Below are 20,546 nucleotides of genomic sequence, written 5' to 3' on the forward strand. Positions count from 1 at the left end.
TATATCGATTTTCGAGAGGTTGGCGCGGGCGAGCGCCTCGCCAACCTGGTCAGGTCCGGAAGGAAGCAGCCACAACGAGCCCCGCTTGGGTCGATGTCCAACCTCTCACTTACTTGAATCGTTAGCCGCAGGAGGGCTTTTATGATTGTAGCAAAAACCCTTTGGGCAGAGCGTTTCTGAGGCCGACCCTCACACCTGCCTGAACACATTACCGCTGGATACGCGACCGCCATCCAGACGGCTTGCTGTACCTGAACACAGGCAGAACAATGTCTTTTACACTTTCGGACCTGGGATGGTCCTCACACTTTGCCGCACAACATGCGGCCAATCCTACATGCGCTCCCTTTCGCATCACAGCCGTTCACCGTGATCGCCTGATCGGCGCAAGCATCAACGGTGAAACACCTCTGCTCACCCTGACCCAACCGACGGGCGACTTTGCCGTCGGAGATTGGGTATTGGCGGATGATCAAAACCGGGTTCAACACCTGCTGGAACGCCGCAGCCTGTTGAAACGCCGCGCTGCCGGAACCGCGGCCGAGGTCCAGTTGATCGCCGCCAATGTGGATGTGCTGTTCATCGTCAGTTCCTGCAATGCCGACTTCAATCTGGCCCGGCTGGAACGGTATTTGGCTTTGGCACACCAGGCCGGGTGCTATCCGGTGATAGTTCTAACCAAGGCCGATACCTGTACCGATCCTAGTAATTTCTCCAAAGCAGCCGAGTCGCTGGCTCCGTTTTTGACCGTACTGGCAATCAATGCTTTGGATGCCCTGGACGTGCAGCAAGTACTGTCCTGGTGCCCTGCTGGACAGACCGCTGCACTGGTCGGCTCATCCGGTGTCGGCAAGACAACATTGGTCAACGCCATGACTGGTCTGGAGGAGGCAACGTCCGGCATTCGCGAGGACGACGCGCGCGGGCGGCACACGACAACGGCGCGCGCGTTGCATCCGATGCAGAACGGAGGCTGGCTGGTCGATACACCCGGCATGCGGGCTTTGCGGTTGCTGGATGCACAAGATGGCGTCGATGAGGTCTTTTCCGACATTCTGGAATTGGCCCAAACCTGCCGCTTTTCCGATTGTCAGCATCAGGCCGAGCCGGGATGCGCTGTGCAGGATGCGATTTCCACCGGATCCCTTGACACAGAGCGGCTAGAGCGTTGGCGAAAGCTGCGGCGCGAGGATGAGAGGAACTCGGAAACCGTGGCGCAGTCTCGTGCGCGCGACAAGGCCTTTGGTAAGATGGTACGATCGGTGATGCAGGACAAGAAATCCCGCAAAAAGCTGTAAGTCCGGCTCAGGCGATCAACCGGGGCCATATGGCCGCATTTCGGCGCGCAAATGCGCCGATGTGACCGATCTCGGCCAATCCAATGTCTTTCGGCGACAACTGATGCCGGCGGGCTTTGGGACCGTAAAGATCGGCCAGGCGCCAAACCGCGTTCGGGGGCACCACCTGATCATCGTCCATTGTGAACAGATCGACGGGTGTTTCCGACGCAGCCCAACGGGCGTCTGGAAGGCTTTTGCCGATATCCGGCACGTAGCTCAGCGCAGCGGTGCACCATTTGCGCCACTGCCAGTAGACACGTGCCGGAAGGTCCGAGCCGAACCCAAGTGCCTTGCCCGGCAGGTATCCCAATGCCTTAACCAGCAATGGCGGGTGGGCATACCAAAACATTGTCGCCAGTGCGCGATACGGCCAGGGGTGGTCGGATACCGTCACCAAACCTGAACAGACACAGATCATCCGGTCGATCTGTTCAATATCGGGCTGAATTGGCCCCAGCATTCCACCCACCGAATGGCCAATGCTCCACTGCTGGGCGGCGGGAAATCTGCGCCGCATTTCAGCGCGAGCAGCGGGCATGTCGATCAACGCCCAATCGGCCATCGTGGCCTGCGAATCGCGTAGGCGCCCGCGTAGAGAGTGGCCAAAATCGCGATAGTCATAGGTCAGACAGGCCATACCCTGTTCTTCCACCAACCACCGCGCAAAATGCTGGTAATAGTCGCGCGGTACGCCTGTGGCTGCATGGACTACAACCGCCACATCGGGTGCCGAGGCAGGCATATACAGCCGTGCCGACAGTTCGGCCTCTCCGGCAGAAAACGTGAAATCCTCGGTCAAAACGACCGGAGTGTTGTCCAACATGGTGCCCTCGCAAGCATCTGAACTATTCGGTTCACATATGGCATATCGGCGCTTTTGCGCGACTAGAGTCAACAGATTTTCAAAGTGACCAAGCGTCCACTTGAACGGTGGGAAACAGCCCGCTTGACTCAAGCCACCTACAACCGCTAGCGATGAGGTGATGGTTCTCGTCCTTATATTGGGGCGGGATGAAAAGGGAACTCGGTGCGGTCCAGCCCGGCAATGCCGGAACGGACCAAGGCCGCGACTGCCCCCGCAACTGTAAGCGGTAAGCAATGCCGAAATACCACTGGCCGAAAGGCTGGGAAGGTCGGCAAAGCAATGACCCGCAAGTCAGGAGACCTGCCATCAAAGTAAAAACCGAAACTCGGGCGGGGTGTCCGGGCAGGTCTTCAGTGCGCTGAGTTCCCTGTTCCACGTCCCCCGTTCACCGCGCGGAGGGCGCATTATGATCTGGAAGACAACGACCCACGAGTTCACCGCCACACTGTGCCAGAAAACGGGGAAAACCTGCCCCGCATTGGCCCAAATGGCTCGAGCCTTGGCCGAGGCGATGGCAACAGCACAACCGATGACGACCAGCGGATTTGAGGTGGACGGCTCCAGCGAACTGACCCATTGCGATGAGGGCTGCACCGCACGGTTTCGCGCCAGCCCGGCCCGGATCAGGGTCTATTGCGGAGCAAACACGGGCGACTCAGCCGACACACTGGACGAATACGCCGATATGATGTTCGACCCTGACTTTTCCACTCTGCCTGCTGGTGTTTTGGCGGCCTTGCCTTGCGCCATGCTTCAGGCATCGGCCCTTGCACCGCGTCCATCGCATCAGGTTGTTCAACAAGCCACGGTCTGATCCTAGTTCACCGATCGCTCTGGGCCGGTTTCATGGCCCAAGCCATCTGCTCATCCGTTTCCACCGCACATGGTCGGGCCAAGCGCAGCCGGTTTAGCGCGTGGTTTGGATCTTCACCGCTTTCCACCATGAGCCTCAGCGCGACCATCCCCGACCGCCCACAACCGCCCCGGCAATGCACCAGCACGCGTCCACCGTCGGACAGAACCTGCCGGGCGGCTGCGCTGGCTTGGGGCCAAAGAGTTTCGATTGGCAGGGGCGGCGTGCCAAAATCCTCGACCGGAAGATGCACCCAGGTAGCGGACCTGCTTTGAACGTCTCGACCAAAACCGCCTGCGCCGATCTGCTGCATCTCGGCCTCGGTGGTCATTGAAATCACCAGATCGGGGTTCCAGTCCTGTATCACCCTCAAATCGTCCACATACCCACCGCCGCCGCCAGGCAAAGGGGACAGCGCCATGGTGCCTGAGCCAACAGGCAGCGCGTAGATTGCAAATTTTGCCAAAGCTTATGCTCCTACTGCCACCGGCCCACCAAATTTTGACAGCCGGTTTATCCCGCTTACAGACGCGGTCCAAACCGAAATTCCACAAAGCCTGCTGTGGACGCGGGCGGCCCGGGTCTCTACGCTGCATTTCTGACACGAATCTGACAGAGCAGACATGACCGAAACGCCCAGCCCCGCCTATCAGGTTCTTGCCCGCAAGTACCGCCCTGAAACCTTTGCAGATCTGGTTGGACAGGACGCAATGGTGCGCACGCTGAAAAACGCGTTCGAAGCGGATCGGATCGCGCAGGCCTTTATCATGACCGGTATTCGCGGCACCGGCAAAACCACCACCGCCCGGATTATCGCCAAAGGTATGAACTGCATCGGTCCCGATGGTGAAGGCAAACCAACGACCGAACCTTGTGGTCAGTGCGAGCATTGCGTTGCCATCATGGAAGGACGCCATGTCGACGTGATGGAGATGGACGCCGCCAGCCGGACCGGTGTGAACGACATTCGCGAGATTATCGACAGTGTCCGATATCGTGCCGCCAGTGCGCGTTATAAGATTTACATCATCGACGAAGTTCACATGCTGTCGACCAGCGCCTTCAATGCGCTGCTCAAAACGCTCGAGGAACCGCCCGAGCATGTGAAGTTCATCTTTGCGACGACCGAAATTCGCAAGGTGCCGGTGACCGTACTGTCCCGCTGTCAGCGGTTTGACCTGCGCCGAATCGAACCCGAAGACATGATTGGCCTTCTCAACAAGATCGCAGCGGCTGAGAATGCGCAGATCGCAGAAGACGCGCTTGCTTTGATCACGCGCGCGGCCGAAGGCTCTGCGCGCGATGCAACATCGCTGTTGGATCAGGCGATCTCACATGGTGCAGGGGAAACAAGCGCCGATCAGGTTCGGGCAATGTTGGGCCTTGCAGATCGGGGGCGCGTTCTGGATCTGATGGACATGATTTTGCGTGGCGATGCGGCTGGGGCATTGACTGAGTTGAGCGGCCAGTATGCCGAAGGGGCCGATCCGCTGGCTGTTCTGCGCGATCTGGCCGAGATCACCCATTGGGTTTCCGTGGTCAAAATCACTCCCGATGCCGCCGATGACCCCACCGTCTCACCGGATGAACGCGCACGGGGTCAACAGATGGCCGAGGCGCTGCAGATGCGGGTGTTGACACGCATGTGGCAGATGTTGCTGAAAGCGCTGGAGGAGGTCTCTGCAGCACCCAACGCGATGATGGCCGCCGAAATGGCAATCATTCGTCTGACCCATGTGGCCGATTTGCCAAGCCCCGAAGAGCTTATCAAACGACTACAGGATGCGCCTCCACCCCCACCAAGCGGGGGACCTGGCGGTGGTGTGGCTGTGCCAACTCATGCACCTGCACAGGCGACGTCCTCTGCGCATCTCTCGGCGCAACGCGGGCCTGCAGGGGCGCCCACCGCAGCGCTTGCCCAGGACGTCCAGACCGCGCTGGCACACTATCCAACCTTCGAATACGTGGTCGAACTGATCCGCACGAACCGGGATGTAAAACTGTTGGTTGAGGTCGAAAACGGCGTGCGTCTCGTCTCGTATTCCCCGGGACGAATCGAGTTCACGCCGACGGACAAAGCGCCGACCGATCTGGCGCAAAGGCTTGGTTCGGCCTTGCAACGCTGGACCGGAAACCGATGGGCCGTCTCAATTGTGGCCGACGGGGACGCAGCAACAATCGCCGAGGTACGAGACGCGGCTGATCTGGCGTTGAAAGCGCAGGCCGAACAACACCCACTGGTTCAAGCCGTTCTGATGCAGTTTCCAAAAGCGCGCATCAAGCGGATCGAAACCCCGGAAGAACGCGCCGCCAAGGTCGAAACCGAAGCCCTGCCTGAGGTCGAAGACGAATGGGACCCGTTCGAGGAGGATTAACAGCTGCACTTTGCACACATCGATGCGGTCTACTACGAAGCATGCGAAGTATTTAACCCTGGCTGGGATGGCGAACCGGTTAGCGAATTGGTCGAAGCAGTTGCTCTCACCTTGCATCCGGTATCCATGGTCTTGCTGGTGTTGTCTGCTATAGCAATCTGGCGCGGAAACCCATGGATCGCATTGGCTACGTCCTTCGCTTGGGCAATTTGGGCGGCTCACATTTTTGTCGACGACATGATGGATGACTCGCGTAGAACGGCGGCAGACATCGGGTGCATCGGTCATTCCACCCTATTCATAGGGCTGACAATTGCGCTATGTGCGTCGATAACACTTTACGCTGTATATGTTCGCCTAAGGCGATCACAATTTAGGAGACAGTAAATGCTCAAAGGACTCGGCGGTCTGGGCGATATGGCCAAGATGATGAAATCCGCACAGGATTTGCAGACCAAGATGACGGACATGCAGGAAGAGCTGAACAACCTGATGGTTGTAGGCGAATCCGGTGCAGGGCTGGTGAAGGCCACCGCCACAGCAAAAGGCGAGCTGAAGGGTCTGGACATCGATCCGTCGATTTTCAATGGCGACGATAAGGAAGTTGTCGAAGATCTGATTCTGGCCGCTATCAAGGACGCGCAAACCAAAGCGGCCGAGCGCTCTCAGGCAGAGATGGCAAGGCTGACCGAAAGCATGGGTCTGCCCGCAGACATCAAGCTGCCGTTCTGATAGACACTCCTGACGACCCAAAGGCCGGGCACAACTGCCCGGCCCTTTTGCAGGAGCGCACGCCGTGAGTTCGAACAGCGATATCGACAATCTGATCGACCTGATGGCCAAACTGCCGGGCCTCGGCCCCCGTTCGGCTCGCCGCGCGGTGCTGCACCTGATCCGAAAACGCACCCTGCTGCTGACGCCCCTGTCGGACGTAATGCAGCAGGTGGCCGCCACCGCCCGCGAATGCCTGAATTGCGGCAACGTGGGCACCACCGATATCTGCGACATCTGCGATAGCGAGGATCGCGCGACCGGAGAGTTGTGCGTGGTCGAAGACGTCGCCGACCTCTGGGCGATGGAACGCGCTGCAGTTTTCAAGGGTCGCTATCACGTCCTGGGCGGCACGCTGTCTGCCTTGGACGGCATCGGCCCGGACGAGCTTCGCATCCCCCGTCTAAAGGATCGAGTGATGGCCGAAGGGATTTCTGAGGTCATTCTGGCCCTGAACGCCACCGTCGATGGACAAACCACCGCCCACTACATCGCCGATCAGCTCGAGGGACAGGTCCGCCTGACCTCACTGGCGCAGGGTGTTCCGATTGGGGGTGAGCTGGATTATCTGGATGACGGGACGATTACTGCGGCGTTGCGGGCCAGGAAGGAAATTTAGTCCTTCTCGCGCCGCTTGTTACACTAGTTGGGGATATTCTTATTTTGAGGGTGTTTATGAAGCAAAAACTCTATCTGATAATACTGGCAGCAATGATTGTCGTCCAAAGCTTGGCCGGGACAGCAACCGCCAAAAATTCGAATAAACTAAAACTAATGGTGCTGTCCGAATTGGATAAACACAAACTAGATAAGTTTTACAATGAAATCGCACTTAGCAACCCTATGTTCGACCCGAATGCGAGGCCCGAAGAGATAGAAGATGCAGACTTCGTTGCGTTTCTGTTGGAAGATTGGGGCGATATCAAACTCTATTTTGATGGAGCACTTCCATTCATTTTAGAGACAGTTCGAAGCGCCCCACCAAACGCGACAAGATTCTACGTACAATCACAAAAACGAGATGGCTCCCTTGTTCATTTTATCTTCTATTCCCGCGGCGGCACAAACGGCAAAAGCCTAGCCTGCTATGCGGAAGACATTGCCGCAATGCCAAACGGTGACGCAGGAATGGCGACTTCCGAAAGCTGCCATTGACGCAAAAAAAAATCATGAACTAACGTGATGTCCAGAATGTGGACCGCCAGGTTACATGTAAACAAGTAGTATTGTAGATTGTTCGTTGCCCTTACGGCTTTGCCAGGGCTTTCCCATTAGATCTGATTTGCAGGAACGAACCAATGACACGCCTTCTCGCCTTCACATTCGCCGCCTTCACCGCCACTTCTGCCCTGTCGCAAGAACTCGTCGACAAGGGCTTTGTCGAAGGCTGGAACATCATGATGGACCCTGCGCTTGGGAACGGGTGTCTGATCCAGACGGTGTATCAGGACCTCTCGGTCGTGCGGCTGGGCTATGATGCGCTGAACAATCGCGGCTATTTCGCCGTCTACAACAAGGCGTGGGGCGACATTAGGCAAGGTGAGAGCTATCCGATCCGGTTCGATCTGGACGGCAAAAGCTATGACGCCGCTGCCATCGGCTTCAATCAGCGCGACGTGCCAGGTGCAACGGTGTTTTTCACAGACCGAAGCTTCGTGGATGCGATTGCCCAGAACAAAACCATGACCGTCTATAACCCGGCGGGTGAGGTGGTCATGGCGATTGATCTGAAAGGCACGGCCAAGGCGCTGGAATATGCGCGCGACTGCCAGAACAAGAAACTCTAGCGAATCGGATCAAACAGGGCGTCTTTGGCGGTGCAATCTCGGATCACGTCTCGCCCACAAGGCACGGGTTCAAGGTCGCGCGACAGGCACAGGCGGACCTCTTCTATATAGCCCTGCTTGCAGGTCACAGTGATCATGTCGCGCTCAAGGCCGGGGTTGGCTTTCAGAAAGGCTTCCTCCACGACTGATGCAGGCAGTTTGACCGAGGCGTCCAGCTTGCGGAATACCTGAGGACGCTCAACCGCCTCATACGCCTGCCGGGACAGCGCATAATAGTCGGACGCGCTGAGGCCCGAGCAGGTCCCGTGCTTTTTCCACTGATGCCACGCCAGACCGGAACTGCCCTGAATATCCGTCATTTTGCGTGACATAGCGCGCGATGGCGGTGCCTCGGGCGTGCGGCAGAAGGCGGGCCAGCCCTGATGGTACTGAGGCCACAGACCATGCAGGATCCAGCCATGGTCATGCCGGGTGTCGCATTGATCCGATCCGCGCGCATCGCCTTCGCGGGCGCACCAGTTTGGCGACCAGCTAAGCGACAAGACGTAGTAGTCAAACTCGCCCGCTTTTTCGCCATCGCCCAGCGCCGCCATTGCACCGAAAATCCACGAAACCAGCCCCAAAACAACCCAGCGCATTCGCCTCTTCCCTTCTTGCCTTGGCGCGACTATATACGGACCAAGTTCCCCGACAACGGAAACCTGCCCCAAAAAAGGGGCCGCCGAATTCCGGCGACGGGAAAGATGTATTTATAGGAGACGGGCTGATGGCAAAACCGCTTATGGCCAAGGCAACAGCCGTATGGCTGGTGGACAACACCACGATCAGCTTCAAGCAGATCGCGGATTTCGTAGGCATGCACGAGCTTGAGGTGCAGGGCATCGCAGACGGCGATGTGGCCGCTGGCGTGAAAGGCTTTGACCCCATCGCCAACAACCAGCTGACCCAGGACGAGATCGATACCGCGCAGAACAACCCGCTGCACAAACTGAAGCTCAAGTTCAACCCTGCCGCAAGCGGCGAAGAAAAGCGCCGCGGTCCGCGCTATACCCCGCTGTCCAAGCGTCAGGACCGTCCGAACTCGATCCTGTGGCTGGTCAAGTTCCACCCTGAACTCAGCGACGGTCAGATCGCCAAGCTGGTGGGCACCACCAAACCGACCATCCAGTCGATCCGTGAACGGACCCACTGGAACATTTCCAACATGCAGCCGATTGACCCCGTTGCCCTGGGCCTGTGCAAACAGTCCGAGTTGGACGCGATCGTGCAGAAAGCCGCAGCAAAGAAAGCTGCCGAAGGTGGCGTCATGAGCGATGACGAGCGCCGCAAGCTGGTCTCGACCGAACAGTCGCTGGAAATGGACGCGGCGCCGAAGATCCCGACTGCCATCGAAGGTCTGGAAACCTTCTCGCTGTCGGACGAGCCTGCGGAAGAGAAAGAAGAAGAACCAATCCTCGACGCGGACAGCTTCTTCAACCTGCCCAAAGGCGGTGCCGACGACGAAGACGAAGACGATCCGCGCCCCTAAAGCACAGACAGCCCCGGCCTGAACGGACCGGGGCTTTTTTACGAGAAAACCATGCTGAACGTTCTTTCCAAACTATTTGGACCGCATCGCGCCGTTTCGATCTATGCCTTCCTGAAGACCTGGGGTTTGCCCGTGGCAGGCGGTGTTGGTCTTGTTGCCGTCGCTGCTGGTTTGCTGATCTTCAACGACAGCGGCGAGCACGAGCATGAGGCATTCATGACCGTCAACGTCTTGTCAGCGACACCCATCAACGGGGACCTCAAGAACGGCGTCATTGCTTCGGTCCGACTGCCGGACGGGTCTGCGACCTCGGTCACTTCGACCGACGCTCCGGTCTCACAAACCGTTGGCACCACGGCATGCATCGAAAAACGTGTGTACGTGGACAGTGGCGAGGCTCGGTATCGGTTCAAACTGCCGCGCCACTGCGAAGCAGGATAAGTAAAGCCGCCCGGTAAGAACACCGGGCGGCTTTGGTTTCAGATCATCTGGAACAGAATGCCAGCGGTGATGGCCCCAGTGATCCCCAGCCCCAGATAGGTCGCAAAGACCCGTGGTTTGACCAATGACCAGACCGCGGCCATTGCCGGGATCGAACTGACGGCACCCGCGACCATGAAGGACATCGCGGCCCCTGCGCTCATCCCTTGTTCCATCAGGCCAGCCAGCAGCGGCGGCGCGACGTAGGAGTTCAAGTAAGCGGGCATCCCGACCAACGCGGCAATGACAATGGGTACAACACCGTCACCGCCGACAACGCGCGCGATCAGATCGGCCGGCACATAGCTGACCAACAACGCCTCAAGCACATAGGCCAGAGCCAACCATTTAAGCAGGAACAAGCTGTTGTGAATGAACTCGGACCGGAAGCGCTGACGACGCTCGGGTACCTTCCAGAACTTCCAGACAGGTTTGTCCTCCTGTTTAGGTCCGCATCCGCAGCCAGCCGGTTTGTATTCGCGCAGAGGCTGGGCAAACGCGCCGCCTCGCATCAGGGCACGGACGGCAAAGCCTCCAAACAGACCCAATGCGACCGCTGCAATGGCCTTGCCGATTGCAAATGGCCAACCCAATGCGCCTGCCGTGATCAACAAGGTCGGTGGGTCAATCAGTGGCGAGCTGAGCCAGAACGCCATGACAGCCGACAATGGCGCACCAAGCGCCAGCAGACCAGCAATGAACGGAATGACTTCGCAAGAACAGAACGGTGCGAGACCGCCGAAGACTGCGGCCAAAAAGATCATCCGCGTTTCGCGCCCCTCAAAGGCGCGCGCAACCATCACTTCGGCACCGGTCGCCTTGAGGTAAGACAGCAGCAAGACGGCGAACAGAATATACTGGCCGGTATGTGCAAGGGCTTTGCCCGCAAAGGTTACAACCTCTCCCCAATTGCCGGGGTCAAGGACGGCCACAAGCGCCAAAATGGCCACGATCACCGCCCATGGGGTTTTGATCAGATCAACGGCCACCTTTGCCGGTGCCTTTGGGTTTTGTGTCAGCTCAGCCATCGTTCGCAGCCTTTCCCACTTCGTCCGCGCAGCATTCGCTAAGAATGAACTGCGCGAGGTCTCTCAATTCTTCGTAATTTGCGCGGTTGATGGTGGCGCGCCCGATTTTCTCTTGCTCGACGACCCCGCCGGCCGCGAGGAACCGCAGGTGATGGGCCAATGTCGAAGGGGCAATGCCTGTGCGGTTCTGGATTTCCCCAACGGTCAACCCAGCCTCACCAGCCCGAACCAATGTCTTGAGAACCTTCAGTCGCGCTTCAGAGCCCATGGCCGAGAATCCTGCTGCAGCTGTTTCCCACATCTGATTTCTCCATTAAACTAGATTTCTAGTTATTTAGGTGAGTCGTTCTTTTTCGTCAAGCGCCTTGTTCACGAATTCTCGAGACGAGATTAAGTCCAGATTGCCCTCACCTTAAGTCCACCCTATAAGGCGCTATGGGAATATCGGTCGACACATTCTTTCTGGAATTGAACGGACAGGGCACACTGCAGGCGCAGATCCAACAGATGATTGCCGAAGGCATCTTGTCTGGCCGGTTTCACGTTGGGGAAAAGCTGCCCTCGTCTCGTAAACTGGCGGCGCATCTGGGTGTTAGCCGGATCACGGTGACACTGGCGTATACTGAACTACTGGCCAATGACTACCTGACTGCCAAAGGCCGGTCGGGGTATTTCGTGTCGCAAAACGCGCCCGTGCCACCCAAGTATTCGCCCGTGCAAAAACGCGATGAAAATGTCGACTGGGACACGGCCCTCGCACGCAGGTTCTCGGACGGGGACGTGCTGCCCAAGCCCAGTAATTGGCGCGATTACAAATACCCTTTCATCTATGGTCAGGCAGATCGGAAATTGTTCGACCACGCCAATTGGCGTCTCTGCGCGGTCCGTGCACTGGGTCACAAGGATTTTGCCTCCCTGACCGGGGACTACATGGATCAGGATGATCCGCTGCTGATCGAATTCATCGCCCGTCACACGTTGCCGCGCCGTGGAATCGCCGCCCGCCCCGAAGAGATCTTGATCACTATGGGCGCGCAAAACGCCCTGTGGCTGGCCTCACGCATCCTGTTGAACCGCAACCGCACGGCCGTGATTGAAGACCCTTGCTATTATGCACTGCGGGATTTGCTAAATCACTCCGACTGCAAAGTTTCACCACTGGCTGTTGACCGTGACGGACTGACTCCGGATGCGTTGCCGGATGAAACAGATGTAATTTTCACCACCCCCAGCCACCAAAGCCCGACGACCGCAACCATGCCCGTCGATCGCCGCCACGAGTTGCTGAAACGCGCCCGCGAACTGGACGCCATGGTCGTCGAGGACGATTACGAGTTTGAAATGGCCTTTCTGGGATCTCCCTCCCCGGCCCTCAAGTCAATGGATCGCGACGGACGGGTGATCTATGTAGGCAGCTTCTCGAAATCGCTGTTTCCCGGATTGCGCCTTGGCTACATTGTCGGATCCGAGCCTTTTATCCGCGAGGCCCGTGCTTTGCGTTCTTTGGTGCTGCGCCACCCGCCGGGCCATATCCAGCGCACCGCGGCCTATTTCCTGTCCCTAGGCCATTATGATGCTCAGATTCGACGTATGTCGAAGACCCTTGCCCGGCGACGCGAAGCGTTGGACAGCGCGGTCGAACAGTACGGGCTTACCGTTGCCGGACGCGGAATCATGGGCGGGTCGTCGCTTTGGATGTCGGCCCCCGATCGTGTGGACACGACCAAACTTGCCAAAAAGCTGCAGAGCCAGGGCGTGCACATCGAACCAGGCGCCTCGTTCTTCAATGGGTTGCACCAACCGCGCAACTTCTATCGCCTTGGATACTCGTCCATTGGCCGAGACCGCATCGGGCCGGGCGTTAAACTGATCGCGGATGCCATCCGTTCCGCCTAGCACGACTCTGGACATATCCCGCCTAACGTTCTGGCCCTAACGCCGCTTCGCCCCTTGCGCCAAAACCGTATCAAAGGCGGGTGCTGTGCCCGAACCTTTCTTCAATTGTGCGGAGAACACTCAGATGAAAATGACCACTGAAGAGGCCTTTGTTAAGGTTCTGCAAATGCACGGTATCGAACATGCGTTCGGTATCATCGGTTCGGCCATGATGCCGATTTCGGATATCTTCCCGGCCGCAGGCATCAATTTCTGGGACTGCGCCCACGAAGGTTCGGGCGGCATGATGGCGGACGGCTACACCCGTGCCACCGGCAAGATGTCGATGATGATCGCGCAGAACGGCCCCGGCATCACCAACTTTGTGACTGCCGTTAAAACCGCATACTGGAACCACACCCCGGTTCTGCTGATCACTCCGCAGGCAGCCAACAAGACCATCGGCCAGGGTGGCTTCCAGGAAATGGAACAGATGCGCATGTTTGCGGACTGTGTTGCCTACCAGGAAGAACTGCGTGACCCCAGCCGTGTCGCCGAAGTTCTGAACCGCGTCATCCTGCAAGCCAAGCGTGCTTCAGCACCTGCTCAGATGAACATCCCGCGCGACATGTGGACTCAGGTCATCGACGTCGAACTACCCAAGATCGTCGAATTCGCAGCGACCGCTGGTGGCAACGAAGCACTGGACGAAGCCGCGGCCCTGTTGTCCGACGCCAAATTCCCGGTCATCCTGAACGGTGCTGGCGTTGTTCTGTCCGGCGCGATCCCTGCGTCCGCCGATCTGGCCGAACGTCTGACCGCACCGGTCTGCGTTGGCTATCAGCACAACGACGCCTTCCCCGGCTCGCACCCGCTGTTTGCTGGCCCGTTGGGCTATAACGGTTCGAAAGCCGGTATGGAACTGATCGCCAAAGCGGACGTTGTTCTGGCTCTGGGCACTCGTCTGAACCCGTTCTCGACCTTGCCTGGTTACGGCATCAACTACTGGCCGACCGATGCCAAGATCATTCAGGTTGACCTGAACCCTGATCGTATCGGCCTGACCAAAGATGTGACCGTTGGCATCGTCGGCGACGCCAAGAAAGTGGCCGAAGGTCTGCTGGAACGTCTGGGCGACAACGCCGGTGAAGCAGGTCGCGAAGACCGCAAGAACCTGATCGCCACCACCAAATCAGCTTGGGCGCAAGAACTGAGCTCGCTGACCCACGAGAACGACGATCCGGGCACCACCTGGAACGAGCGTGCACGTGCCGCTAAGCCCGACTGGATGAGCCCCCGCATGGCATGGCGCGCAATTCAAGCGGCGCTGCCGACCGAGGCAATCATCTCGTCCGATATCGGCAACAACTGCGCCATCGGTAACGCGTACCCGTCCTTCGAAGAAGGCCGCAAGTACCTGGCACCTGGCCTGTTTGGCCCCTGTGGTTACGGCCTGCCTGCCGTTGTTGGCGCGAAAATTGGTTGCCCGGACGTTCCGGTTGTCGGTTTCTCGGGTGACGGCGCATTTGGTATCGCTGTGAACGAACTGACCGCGATTGGCCGCGAAGAATGGCCCGCCGTGACCCAGATCGTTTTCCGCAACTACCAGTGGGGCGCTGAAAAGCGTAACTCGACCCTGTGGTTCGACGACAACTTCGTTGGCACCGAACTGGACCAACAGGTCTCTTATGCCGGTATCGCAACCGCATGTGGTCTGAAAGGCGTCGTTGCACGCACTCAGGACGAGCTGACCGCAGCCCTGAACCAGGCGATCATCGACCAGAAAAATGGCATCACCACTCTGATCGAAGCCATGATCAACCAGGAACTGGGCGATCCTTTCCGTCGCGACGCCATGAAAAAGCCGGTCCGTGTTGCCGGTATCGACGCGGCTGACATGAATACGTCGGCCGGGGCATAATCGCGTGAAGCCACTACGCACAATTCTCGGAGCTGCTAGCAGCTCCGACAAGATCATCGCCCTCGCTGAGGGCGATGATCCACGTGTTGTTGAAGGTGCATTGAAGGCCCGCAAGGAAGGTGTCGCGCGCATCATTCTGGTTGGTGACAAAGCCAAAGTAACTGCCCTGCTGGCCGAACAGGCTGGTCAGGATGTCGACGGCATCGAAATCCACGATCCATCGGACTCTCCCTATGCCGAAGCGTTTGCAGCTGAGCTTTTTGAGCGGCGCAAGCACAAGGGCATGACACCTGAAAAGGCCGCTGAAGAAATCAAACACCGCCTGAACTATGCCGCGATGCTGGTTCATACCGGTAATGCCGACGGAACCGTCGGCGGAGCTGTTGAGACCACGTCGGCCACAGTGCGCGCCGCTTTGCAGATCATCGGCAAAGCGCCCGACGCGGCCATGGTTTCCAGCTTTTTTCTGATGCTCTACTGCCGCGATCACCACACGGTCCGCGGAGCGCACATCTTTGCCGATTGCGGCCTGGTTGTTGATCCGAACGAACAGGAATTGGCCGAAATCGCCCGGGCATCTGCCGCGTCTTTCAAGGCGCTGACGCACGAGACGCCCCGCGTTGCGATGCTGTCCTTTTCCACCGGTGGCAGCGCCAATCATCCGAAAGTCACGAAGGTCAGTGAGGCCACGCAGATTGCAAAGTCGGCTGACCCCGATCTGTTGATCGACGGCGAGCTGCAATTTGACGCCGCATTCGTCCCCGAGGTGGCTGCAAAGAAAGCCAAGGATTCGCCCCTGCGCGGTGAGGCAAATGTCTTTGTGTTCCCGAACCTCGACGCAGGCAACCTTGGCTACAAGATCGCGCAACGTATTGGGGGTGCCGAAGCAATCGGCCCGGTCCTTCAGGGACTGGCGAAACCGGCCAACGACCTTTCACGCGGATGCTCCGCCGAGGACGTTCTGCACATGATCGCGGTTACGGCCGTGCAAGCAGAAACATCCAAAACCCGGACAGACGCCTCGTAAATCCGGCTAAAGCGAAATACTGTTCCGATTGATCTCTGCTCATGAGAATAATCGGACCAAAAGCCACAGGGACCAGAAATGAACCAGCCAATCATTAATACCTCTCCCAAGGTCTCTGATGAGGTCAGAAAAACAACGTGCTACATGTGCGCCTGTCGCTGCGGCATCAACGTACACATGAAGGACGGCAAGGTTGCCTATATCGAAGGCAACCGCGATCACCCGGTTAACAAGGGCGTCTTGTGCGCCAAGGGCTCGGCAGGGATCATGCAGGTCAATGCCCCTTCGCGTCTGCGCGCCCCACTGAAACGCGTCGGGCCGCGTGGCTCGGGCAAGTTCGAAGAGATCAGCTGGGACGAGGCGCTGGACATCGCCGTTGGCTGGCTCAAGCCGATCCGCGAGGATAACCCCGAAAAACTGGCCTTCTTCACCGGTCGGGACCAAAGCCAAAGCTTTACCAGCTTTTGGGCGCAGAATTTCGGCACCTGTAACTATGCAGCACACGGTGGCTTCTGTTCCGTCAACATGGCTGCGGGCGGCATCTATACGATGGGCGGTGCGTTCTGGGAATTCGGCCAGCCTGACTGGGATCACACCAAGCTGTTCATGCTGTTCGGTGTTGCCGAAGATCACGACAGCAACCCAATCAAGATGGGCATCGGCAAGATCAAGGCCCGTGGCGCACGGGTGATCGGCGTCAACCCGATCCGCTCGGGCTATAACGCAGTTGCTGACGATTGGGTCGGGATCACTCCTGGCACTGATGGGTTGTTCATCCTGTCGATGATCCACGTGCTGATGAAGGCCGGCAAGATCGATCTGGACTATCTTAGCCGTTACACCAACGCGCCGGTTCTGGTCGACGCGTCCGAAGGCCCCACCAAGGGTCTGTTCCTGCGCGATGAGGACGGCAAACCACTGGTTGTTGACCGCAACACGGGCGAACTGACGGCGTTTGACAAACCGGGCGTCCGCCCCGACCTGTCGGCCACCTTTGAAAAGGATGGCGTCACCCATCGCCCCGTGTTCCATCTGATGGCCGAACGCTACCTCAGCGACGAATACGCACCCGAGAACATCGCCGAGCAGTGCGGCATCCCCGCCACCCGTATCCGCGCCATCGCGGGCGAGTTGGCCCGCGTTGCTTTTGACGAGGCGTTCGAGTTGGAGCGCGAATGGACTGATTTCCGCGGCGAAAAGCACACCAAGATGATCGGCCGCCCGGTTGCCATGCACTCGATGCGCGGTGTCTCGGCCCATGCCAATGGCTTCCAGACTTGCCGCGCACTGCACGTGTTGCAGATTATCCTTGGCACAGTCGAAGTCCCCGGCGGCTTCCGCTTCAAGCCACCCTATCCCAAACCGGTCGAGGCGCACCCGAGACCGCACTGCAAGGTGACTCCGAATACGCCGCTCGACGGCCCGCATCTAGGCTTCGTTCAAGGACCAGAGGATCTGGCGCTGAAGGCAGACGGCAGCCCGGCGCGGATCGACAAGGCGTTCACATGGGACAACCCGATGTCCAGCCACGGGCTGATGCATATGGTGATCTCGAACGCACATGCGGGCGATCCCTACAAGATCGACACGCTGTTCATGTACATGGCCAACATGTCCTGGAACTCATCCATGAACACCAAAGGTGTCATGGAAATGCTGACGGACAAGGATGAGAACGGCGATTATGTAATCCCTCATATCATCTACTCCGACGCCTATTCGTCGGAAATGGTGGCCTATGCCGACTTGATCCTGCCGGATACCACCTATCTAGAACGCCACGACTGTATCTCGCTGCTCGATCGCCCGATCTGCGAAGCAGACGCGGCAGCCGACGCAATCCGCTGGCCTGTGATTGAACCCGACCGGGACGTCAAAGGCTTCCAGTCAGCGCTTGTCGAACTGGCCAACCGCTTGGGCCTGCCGGGCTTCACCAATGAAGACGGCAGCGCCAAATGGACAGATTACGCCGACTATATCGTCAATCACGAGCGCAAGCCCGGCATCGGCCCACTTGCCGGTTTCCGTGGTGAAAACGGCGACAAGGAAGGCCGGGGTGAGGTCAACCCCGATCAGTTGAACCGCTATATCGAAAACGGCGGCTTCTACGTGGCCCATATCCCCGAAGGCGCGGATTACTACAAACCATGGAACGCAGCCTATCAGGATTGGGCGGTCGGCATGGGCATCTATGACAGCCCGCAGCCATACCTGTTCCAGCTCTATTCCGAGCCGATGCGCAAGTTCCAGCTTGCCGCCGAAGGCCATGGCGAACGTCAGCCCCCGGAACACCTGCGGGAACGCATCAAAGAGACGTTGGACCCGATGCCCATCTGGTACGACACCGACCAGACCGGCAACGAAGGCTTCACTGTCAACGCTCTGACCCAGCGCCCCATGGCGATGTATCACAGCTGGGGCACCCAGAACGCATGGCTGCGCCAGTTGCACGGCCGCAACCCACTTTATGTTCCGACCAAGCTGATGCGCGAGAATGGCCTGAGCGACGGTGATTGGGCCAAGGTGACCTCGCCGCATGGAGAGATCACGGTTCCGGTCATGGAAATGGCGGCCCTGAACGAAAACACCGTCTGGACTTGGAACGCCATTGGCAAACGCAAAGGCGCATGGGCTCTGCAAGAAGACGCGCCCGAGGCCACCAAAGGGTTCCTGCTAAACCACCTGATCCACGAGCTGCTGCCGCCCAAGGGCGATGGTCTGCGGTGGGCAAACTCTGATCCGATCACCGGTCAGGCCGCATGGTTCGACCTGAAAGTGAAGATCGAAAAAGCTGACGCACCAACGGATGCGGAAAGCCAACCGGAGTTCCCACCGATTGAATCTCCGGTCGGAACTGGACCGAAGGATTTGGCATGGAAGGTAGGCAAATGATTCGATCCCTGCTTCATCTGGTTAAAAGTATCCCGGGGTCTAGGGCAGCGCCCCAGTCCGCCCTCACCACAAAAGCGGAGGCAAGGTAGTCATGACCCAGCTCCCCACATCCACCGACCGCAAGATGGGTCTGGTCATCGACCTGGACACCTGCGTTGGCTGCCACGCCTGCGTCATCTCATGCAAAGGCTGGAACACCGAAAACTACGGCGCGCCGCTATCCGATCAGGACGCTTATGGTGCCAACCCATCCGGCACATTCCTGAACCGGGTGCACTCTTACGAGGTGCAGCCTGCGGAAGGTCACGCCCAGCTAATCCACTTCCCAAAATCCTGCCTGCACTGCGAGGACGCGCCTTGCGTCACCGTTTGCCCCACAGGGGCCAGCTACAAGCGGGTCGAGGACGGCATCGTGCTGGTCAATGAAAGCGACTGCATCGGCTGTGGCCTGTGCGCGTGGTCCTGCCCCTACGGCGCACGTGAACTGGATCAGGCCGAAGGGGTGATGAAGAAATGCACCCTCTGCGTTGACCGTATCTACAACGAAAACCTGCCGGAAGTAGACCGTGTTCCGTCTTGCGTACGCACCTGTCCCGCAGGCGCGCGCCACTTCGGTGATCTGGGCGATGCGGACAGCGATGTCAGCAAACTGGTCGCCGAACGCGGTGGCATGGACCTGATGCCGGAAATGGGCACCAAACCCGTCAACAAATACCTGCCGCCAAGGCCCAAGGATAACGTCGAAGATCAGATCGACATCCTGGCCCCGTTGCTGGCCCCGGTCGCTGAAGAGCCCAAAGGGTTCCTTAGCTGGCTGGACAAGACCTTGGAGAAGCTCTGATGCATCCAGCACCTTCCGTCATCATTTTCACCACCCTGTCGGGTCTTGGCTTTGGACTGTTGTTCTTTTTGAGCCTCGGTCTGCCAGACGTCTCTGGCTGGGTCGCTTTTGTCTTTTTCGCCATCGCCTACGCCCTGTCCGTTGGCGGCCTGATGGCGTCCACCTTTCACCTTGGCCACCCCGAGCGGGCTTGGAAAGCGTTTACGCAATGGAAGACCAGTTGGCTCAGCCGCGAAGGCTGGTGCGCGGTCATCGCTCTGATCGTCATGGGGCTTTATGCGATTGGCGTGATCTTTCTGGGCCAGCGCTGGAGCCTTCTTGGCTGGATCGGTGCGCTGTTTTCGCTGCTGACCGTATTTACCACGTCGATGATCTACACGCAGCTCAAAACCATTCCCCGCTGGAATATGAACCTGACTCCGGCCATGTTCCTCAGCTTCAGCCTTGCGGGCGGCGCGCTGTTGGCCGGGCAGGTCCGAGTGGCACTGCCGCTACTGCTGATCGCTGCTTTGGTGCAGATCCTGTACTGGAAAAAGGGCGACAAAGCACTGGAGGAGTCCGGCACAAATCTGGGCACGGCAACCGGATTGGGCGATCGCGGCACAGTGCGTGCATTCGAGCCTCCTCATACCGGCACCAACTATTTGCTGCGTGAATTCGTTCACGTCGTTGGCCGCAAGCATGCCGAAAAACTGCGCATAATCTCGTTTGCGTTGGCGTTTGTTCTGCCGGTTATCCTGCTGCTGTTGCCATTCGGTCATTTCTTCGCGCTGCTGGCTGTGCTGTCCCATCTGGCCGGTGTTGCGACGTCACGCTGGCTGTTCTTCGCACAGGCCGAGCATGTCGTCGGGCTGTATTACGGAAAACGGTAGGGGGCTCTGCCCCCGTCGCGGCAAGCCGCGACTCCCCCGGGATATTTTTGGCCAGATGAAGTCTGGATCCGGAACAAAAAAAGGCGGCGCT

20 protein-coding genes, 1 other RNA gene and 1 riboswitch are annotated in these 20,546 nt (G+C 58.4%); of the genes, 16 read left to right on the forward strand and 5 right to left on the reverse strand.

What is annotated here, in order from left to right; genetic code table 11:
- Window positions 1–12: 12 nt before the first annotated feature.
- Window positions 13–111, forward strand: an RNA gene (gene ffs / locus AC2FID_RS17370) — signal recognition particle sRNA small type.
- Between the two features lie 158 nt (window positions 112–269).
- Window positions 270–1,298 (forward strand): ribosome small subunit-dependent GTPase A, encoded by a 1,029-nt coding sequence (gene rsgA, locus AC2FID_RS17375; protein WP_496837937.1) that lies wholly within the window; start codon window positions 270–272, stop codon window positions 1,296–1,298.
- A 7-nt stretch (window positions 1,299–1,305) separates the two neighbouring features.
- On the opposite strand, the gene AC2FID_RS17380 is transcribed toward rsgA, so the two are convergent.
- Window positions 1,306–2,163, reverse strand: coding sequence for an alpha/beta hydrolase family protein (locus AC2FID_RS17380; protein WP_496837939.1), 858 nt, complete (start codon window positions 2,161–2,163; stop codon window positions 1,306–1,308).
- Window positions 2,164–2,307: 144 nt separating this feature from the next.
- A riboswitch (cobalamin riboswitch) is annotated at window positions 2,308–2,527 on the forward strand.
- Window positions 2,528–2,611: 84 nt separating this feature from the next.
- Between AC2FID_RS17380 and AC2FID_RS17385 the strand changes: the two genes are divergently transcribed.
- Window positions 2,612–3,019 carry a hypothetical protein gene (locus tag AC2FID_RS17385; protein ID WP_496837941.1) on the forward strand — a complete coding sequence of 136 codons (408 nt, stop codon included), beginning with the start codon at window positions 2,612–2,614 and terminating at the stop codon, window positions 3,017–3,019.
- Between the two features lie 7 nt (window positions 3,020–3,026).
- Here the strand turns inward: AC2FID_RS17385 and AC2FID_RS17390 are convergent, their stop codons facing one another.
- Window positions 3,027–3,524 carry a protein-tyrosine phosphatase family protein gene (locus AC2FID_RS17390; protein ID WP_496699325.1) on the reverse strand — a complete coding sequence of 166 codons (498 nt, stop codon included), beginning with the start codon at window positions 3,522–3,524 and terminating at the stop codon, window positions 3,027–3,029.
- A gap of 157 nt (window positions 3,525–3,681) precedes the next feature.
- On the opposite strand from AC2FID_RS17390, the gene AC2FID_RS17395 reads away from it, so the two are divergent.
- The 5 genes from AC2FID_RS17395 (at window position 3,682) to AC2FID_RS17415 (ending at window position 7,991) form a co-directional block, all read left to right on the forward strand.
- Window positions 3,682–5,433, forward strand: coding sequence for a DNA polymerase III subunit gamma/tau (locus AC2FID_RS17395; RefSeq protein ID WP_282120276.1), 1,752 nt, complete (start codon window positions 3,682–3,684; stop codon window positions 5,431–5,433).
- Between the two features lie 387 nt (window positions 5,434–5,820).
- On the forward strand, window positions 5,821–6,165 hold the full coding sequence (locus tag AC2FID_RS17400; protein ID WP_108861168.1) for a YbaB/EbfC family nucleoid-associated protein: 345 nt from the start codon (window positions 5,821–5,823) through the stop codon (window positions 6,163–6,165).
- A 64-nt stretch (window positions 6,166–6,229) separates the two neighbouring features.
- Window positions 6,230–6,823 (forward strand): recombination mediator RecR, encoded by a 594-nt coding sequence (gene recR / locus AC2FID_RS17405; RefSeq protein ID WP_282170459.1) that lies wholly within the window; start codon window positions 6,230–6,232, stop codon window positions 6,821–6,823.
- A gap of 56 nt (window positions 6,824–6,879) precedes the next feature.
- Entirely contained in the window at window positions 6,880–7,359 is a 480-nt protein-coding gene (locus AC2FID_RS17410; RefSeq protein ID WP_496837943.1) for a hypothetical protein, read from the forward strand.
- A gap of 143 nt (window positions 7,360–7,502) precedes the next feature.
- Window positions 7,503–7,991 (forward strand): hypothetical protein, encoded by a 489-nt coding sequence (locus AC2FID_RS17415; protein ID WP_496837945.1) that lies wholly within the window; start codon window positions 7,503–7,505, stop codon window positions 7,989–7,991.
- Here the strand turns inward: AC2FID_RS17415 and AC2FID_RS17420 are convergent.
- Window positions 7,988–8,629, reverse strand: coding sequence for a ribonuclease T2 family protein (locus tag AC2FID_RS17420; RefSeq protein WP_496726606.1), 642 nt, complete (start codon window positions 8,627–8,629; stop codon window positions 7,988–7,990). The genes AC2FID_RS17415 and AC2FID_RS17420 overlap by 4 nt on opposite strands.
- Window positions 8,630–8,757: 128 nt before the next feature.
- On the opposite strand from AC2FID_RS17420, the gene AC2FID_RS17425 reads away from it, so the two are divergent.
- Together AC2FID_RS17425 and AC2FID_RS17430 are read left to right on the forward strand one after the other, a co-directional pair.
- Complete coding sequence (locus AC2FID_RS17425) at window positions 8,758–9,519, forward strand: DUF1013 domain-containing protein (RefSeq protein ID WP_108861163.1); 762 nt, start codon at window positions 8,758–8,760, stop codon at window positions 9,517–9,519.
- A gap of 51 nt (window positions 9,520–9,570) precedes the next feature.
- The gene (locus AC2FID_RS17430; protein WP_108861162.1) at window positions 9,571–9,960 is read left to right on the forward strand and encodes a hypothetical protein; all 390 of its coding nucleotides are present in this window, start codon (window positions 9,571–9,573) and stop codon (window positions 9,958–9,960) included.
- 38 nt (window positions 9,961–9,998) lie between these two features.
- On the opposite strand, the gene AC2FID_RS17435 is transcribed toward AC2FID_RS17430, so the two are convergent.
- Together AC2FID_RS17435 and AC2FID_RS17440 are read right to left on the reverse strand one after the other, a co-directional pair.
- On the reverse strand, window positions 9,999–11,027 hold the full coding sequence (locus AC2FID_RS17435; RefSeq protein ID WP_496837947.1) for a permease: 1,029 nt from the start codon (window positions 11,025–11,027) through the stop codon (window positions 9,999–10,001).
- Window positions 11,020–11,328 (reverse strand): ArsR/SmtB family transcription factor, encoded by a 309-nt coding sequence (locus tag AC2FID_RS17440; RefSeq protein ID WP_108861160.1) that lies wholly within the window; start codon window positions 11,326–11,328, stop codon window positions 11,020–11,022. The genes AC2FID_RS17435 and AC2FID_RS17440 overlap by 8 nt, the downstream gene beginning before the upstream one ends.
- 134 nt (window positions 11,329–11,462) lie before the next feature.
- Between AC2FID_RS17440 and pdxR the strand changes: the two genes are divergently transcribed.
- The 6 genes from pdxR to AC2FID_RS17470 all read left to right on the forward strand — a co-directional run bounded on the left by pdxR (window position 11,463) and on the right by AC2FID_RS17470 (window position 20,455).
- A complete protein-coding gene (pdxR, locus tag AC2FID_RS17445) occupies window positions 11,463–12,923 on the forward strand; it encodes a MocR-like pyridoxine biosynthesis transcription factor PdxR (RefSeq protein WP_058272523.1) in 1,461 nt (486 codons plus the stop codon).
- A 124-nt stretch (window positions 12,924–13,047) separates the two neighbouring features.
- Window positions 13,048–14,823, forward strand: coding sequence for a sulfoacetaldehyde acetyltransferase (gene xsc / locus AC2FID_RS17450; RefSeq protein ID WP_058272524.1), 1,776 nt, complete (start codon window positions 13,048–13,050; stop codon window positions 14,821–14,823).
- Between the two features lie 4 nt (window positions 14,824–14,827).
- Window positions 14,828–15,850 carry a phosphate acetyltransferase gene (gene pta / locus AC2FID_RS17455; protein WP_496706368.1) on the forward strand — a complete coding sequence of 341 codons (1,023 nt, stop codon included), beginning with the start codon at window positions 14,828–14,830 and terminating at the stop codon, window positions 15,848–15,850.
- 78 nt (window positions 15,851–15,928) lie between these two features.
- Window positions 15,929–18,742, forward strand: coding sequence for a molybdopterin oxidoreductase family protein (locus AC2FID_RS17460; protein WP_496837950.1), 2,814 nt, complete (start codon window positions 15,929–15,931; stop codon window positions 18,740–18,742).
- Between the two features lie 91 nt (window positions 18,743–18,833).
- Complete coding sequence (locus AC2FID_RS17465; protein ID WP_108861155.1) at window positions 18,834–19,583, forward strand: 4Fe-4S dicluster domain-containing protein; 750 nt, start codon at window positions 18,834–18,836, stop codon at window positions 19,581–19,583.
- Window positions 19,583–20,455: a dimethyl sulfoxide reductase anchor subunit family protein gene (locus AC2FID_RS17470; protein ID WP_282170465.1), complete on the forward strand. Its 873-nt coding sequence runs from the start codon at window positions 19,583–19,585 to the stop codon at window positions 20,453–20,455. Before AC2FID_RS17465 ends, AC2FID_RS17470 begins: the two co-directional genes overlap by 1 nt.
- Window positions 20,456–20,546: the final 91 nt, after the last annotated feature.

Source organism: Ruegeria sp. CDSC068 (assembly GCF_059610545.1).

Excerpts from the sequence above, each read along its gene's own strand:
- rsgA (WP_496837937.1), top strand. The coding sequence starts at position 270 with ATGTCTTTTACACTTTCGGACCTGGGATGGTCCTCACACTTTGCCGCA.
- AC2FID_RS17470 (WP_282170465.1), top strand. The coding sequence starts at position 19,583 with ATGCATCCAGCACCTTCCGTCATCATTTTCACCACCCTGTCGGGTCTT.
- AC2FID_RS17430 (WP_108861162.1), top strand. The coding sequence starts at position 9,571 with ATGCTGAACGTTCTTTCCAAACTATTTGGACCGCATCGCGCCGTTTCG.
- pdxR (WP_058272523.1), top strand. The coding sequence starts at position 11,463 with ATGGGAATATCGGTCGACACATTCTTTCTGGAATTGAACGGACAGGGC.
- AC2FID_RS17420 (WP_496726606.1), bottom strand. The coding sequence starts at position 8,629 with ATGCGCTGGGTTGTTTTGGGGCTGGTTTCGTGGATTTTCGGTGCAATG.
- xsc (WP_058272524.1), top strand. The coding sequence starts at position 13,048 with ATGAAAATGACCACTGAAGAGGCCTTTGTTAAGGTTCTGCAAATGCAC.
- AC2FID_RS17400 (WP_108861168.1), top strand. The coding sequence starts at position 5,821 with ATGCTCAAAGGACTCGGCGGTCTGGGCGATATGGCCAAGATGATGAAA.
- AC2FID_RS17385 (WP_496837941.1), top strand. The coding sequence starts at position 2,612 with ATGATCTGGAAGACAACGACCCACGAGTTCACCGCCACACTGTGCCAG.
- AC2FID_RS17425 (WP_108861163.1), top strand. The coding sequence starts at position 8,758 with ATGGCAAAACCGCTTATGGCCAAGGCAACAGCCGTATGGCTGGTGGAC.
- AC2FID_RS17395 (WP_282120276.1), top strand. The coding sequence starts at position 3,682 with ATGACCGAAACGCCCAGCCCCGCCTATCAGGTTCTTGCCCGCAAGTAC.
- AC2FID_RS17415 (WP_496837945.1), top strand. The coding sequence starts at position 7,503 with ATGACACGCCTTCTCGCCTTCACATTCGCCGCCTTCACCGCCACTTCT.
- AC2FID_RS17465 (WP_108861155.1), top strand. The coding sequence starts at position 18,834 with ATGACCCAGCTCCCCACATCCACCGACCGCAAGATGGGTCTGGTCATC.
- AC2FID_RS17410 (WP_496837943.1), top strand. The coding sequence starts at position 6,880 with ATGAAGCAAAAACTCTATCTGATAATACTGGCAGCAATGATTGTCGTC.
- AC2FID_RS17380 (WP_496837939.1), bottom strand. The coding sequence starts at position 2,163 with ATGTTGGACAACACTCCGGTCGTTTTGACCGAGGATTTCACGTTTTCT.
- AC2FID_RS17435 (WP_496837947.1), bottom strand. The coding sequence starts at position 11,027 with ATGGCTGAGCTGACACAAAACCCAAAGGCACCGGCAAAGGTGGCCGTT.
- AC2FID_RS17440 (WP_108861160.1), bottom strand. The coding sequence starts at position 11,328 with ATGTGGGAAACAGCTGCAGCAGGATTCTCGGCCATGGGCTCTGAAGCG.
- AC2FID_RS17460 (WP_496837950.1), top strand. The coding sequence starts at position 15,929 with ATGAACCAGCCAATCATTAATACCTCTCCCAAGGTCTCTGATGAGGTC.